General features: G+C 61.7%; 3 protein-coding genes. 1 reads left to right on the top strand and 2 read right to left on the bottom strand.

Annotated features, from left to right (window positions below; all coding sequences use genetic code 11):
- The coding region (locus tag ACXJ7R_RS30115; protein ID WP_457155003.1) for a hypothetical protein at positions 1–1,280 on the top strand (1,280 nt) is incomplete at its 5' end.
- Between the two features lie 73 nt (positions 1,281–1,353).
- On the opposite strand, the gene ACXJ7R_RS30110 is transcribed toward ACXJ7R_RS30115, so the two are convergent.
- Both ACXJ7R_RS30110 and ACXJ7R_RS30105 read right to left on the bottom strand, forming a co-directional pair.
- Positions 1,354–2,007: a hypothetical protein gene (locus ACXJ7R_RS30110; RefSeq protein WP_457155002.1), complete on the bottom strand. Its 654-nt coding sequence runs from the start codon at positions 2,005–2,007 to the stop codon at positions 1,354–1,356.
- Positions 2,004–2,303 carry a DUF3572 domain-containing protein gene (locus tag ACXJ7R_RS30105; protein WP_095087927.1) on the bottom strand — a complete coding sequence of 100 codons (300 nt, stop codon included), beginning with the start codon at positions 2,301–2,303 and terminating at the stop codon, positions 2,004–2,006. The genes ACXJ7R_RS30110 and ACXJ7R_RS30105 overlap by 4 nt, the downstream gene beginning before the upstream one ends.
- Between the last annotated feature and the right edge of the window lie 115 nt (positions 2,304–2,418).

Raw genomic sequence — 2,418 nt, 5'->3', positions numbered from 1 at the left:
ATGCCTTGATGGTCAAGCCGCGCAGCGACGGATCCTGGGATGTCTCGATGGATTTTTCGCAGAGCGCCTCCTTCGAGTTCAACGGGCCMGAGGGTCTGCAAAGCACGCAGTTTTCGATCAAGGAGGGCAAGGGTTCCGGGGTCTACGACCCCAATCTGGCGGCCTTCACCAGCGGCAGCAGCTCGATGGCCGGCATGACGATGGCATCGAAGGATGCCAAACAGCATATGGAAGCAAGCACCGGAGCCGGCACAGCAACGATCGCCACGACCAAGTCCGCGACCGGCGGTGTCGATTTCACAACCTCGCAAAAGGTGTCTGATTTCGTCGAGACGATCAATTTCGACGACCCTGAAAGCGGGCTGAAATTCCCCGTCAACGTCAAATCGCCGGAGCTGTCGGTCGAGGCCAGCGGCAAGGGAGTGCGGACAAAGCCGCTGCTCGATCTCCTGGCGTTTGCCGTGGCCAATGAAGACGAGACGACGCTGAAGGCAAACCAGGCGCAACTCAAATCGCTTCTGCTCRCCGCCTTGCCGGTTTGGGAGCATGTCGAGGGAACCTACGGTTTCAGGGATTYCACGGTGGAAAGCCCGGTCGGCAATTTCGGCGCGACGCAACTCAGCACTGCGTTCGCGTCCGACGGCGTCGCCCAGAACGGCAAGATCAGCTATGCCATCAAGGCGTCGGGGCTGACCGTGCCGCAACAGCTTCTGCCGAGTTGGAGCGTGGCGCTGTTGCCCACCGATGTCGACCTGAACTTCGGCGGCGCCAATATCGATCTCGACAGTATGGCGAAGAAGACGATCGAAGCCTTTGATCTCAATAAGAATCCGCCGCTGTCGGCTGATTTCGGCGACCAAATCAAAGCCGACTTCATGGCCAAGACGCCGAAGGTCGTGATCGGCCACAGCACCGTGAAGAACAAGGATACGGAGATCGCCCTGGAAGGTGAAATGACCTTCCCCGACGAGAAGCCGGAGGCAAGCGTGACGATCGACGTCACCGGCTTCGACAAGCTCGTCGAGGGCCTGCAGACGGCGGCAAAGTCGGAGCCGGAGGTGGCGCAGTACGTACCTGCCGCTCTCATGGTGAAGGGTTTTGGCAAGACCCTGCCCGATGGACGCATCGAATGGGTCGTCAACGCCAAGGCCGACGGTTCAGTCATGGTCAACGGCGTCATGGTCAAGCCCGCCGATCCGGCCGTGGACGACAGTGTGGATGACAGCGGCGACGACAGTGGGGACGACAGCGGCGGGGCGGGAGCGAAGCTGAATCCCTGAGGCTGGCCTCTATCTCTCTGTTTTGGCGCAATTCCGGGCGGAAAACCGTTTCAAACTTTTTCCTGGAATTGCGTTAGAGCCCCAGCGCGTTCGCAATCTTCGGCGCGGCTTCGTGCCAGTCCTGGACGACGATGATGTCGTCCGGCACCGGCGGCAGGAATGCGCGYAGCGAATTGTCGACCATCAGATGGAACAGACCGGCGTCGGCGACCGAGGCCCGCACCGACGCCAGATTGTGCGGCTGATCGTCGACGAAAACCACTGGCCGGCCGCTGTTACCGCGAAGCCTGGCCACTGCTGGTCCCTTGGCCATTTCAGTGGTCAGGAGCGGGTAGCTCAGCCCGAGTGCATCGAGATGGGCGCGACGCACGGCACGGTGCTTGTGCGGCATGGCCGTCAGCAGAATGATCTCGGCGCGATCGGCCAATCCCGTCAGGGCATCCGCGGCACCGTCGGCGATGCTCTGCCAGTCGGCTTGGGCGTCAAAGAAATCGCCCAGAAGTGCTGTGACTTCGGGCTGTTCGATCAGGCGGCCGCTCGCCGTCTCGGCGATGTTGCCGGTCAGCCGGAACGAGGCCAGCGTCAGGCCGAAACCACGCGCCTTGAGGAAATGCGGGAAAGGGCGGATGAATTCGAGCACCACGTCGTCGACATCGAGCACCAGCAGCGGGCGGCTGTCCGCCGCCAGTTCCTCGATCTGGCGCGCTGTCTCGGGATCATCGCTCATATGGAATGCTCATGGTTGTCGTCGCCCAGCGGCAGCGCCCGCAAGGCCTTGCCGACAGCTGCTGGCGGCGTGCCGGTTTCCTCGGCAAACCGCATCAGCGTCGGTTCGTGGGCGAGAATGAACTGCAGGACGCCAGCCAGGAATCCTGGTTCGCCGGCAGCCTTGCGGATCGAATGCGCCTCGATGCCGGTGATTGCCAGAAAGCGCGGCAACAGCTCCGGATCGGAGGCGACGAAGCCCAGAGCCTTCACTGCAATCGATTCCGCTTCCTCGCGCATTGACGCTGCGTTTGCCATCACTACCTTCGGTGTGTGGAATGAGTCTCTCCCGCAGTAATGGCAAGAGATGCTTGCGGCAAGCCATTAGAGCGGCGCCCGAGGTGGAATCCAGACAGCTTTTTGCGCCACGGAT

It is taken from the genome of Mesorhizobium sp. P5_C1, from assembly GCF_054049815.1.
Note: the sequence above shows the minus strand (reverse complement) of the source record. Positions and strands in the feature narration are given on the sequence as shown.

Coding starts and splice junctions, on each gene's coding strand:
- ACXJ7R_RS30105 (WP_095087927.1), bottom strand. CDS start 2,303: ATGGCAAACGCAGCGTCAATGCGCGAGGAAGCGGAATCGATTGCAGTG.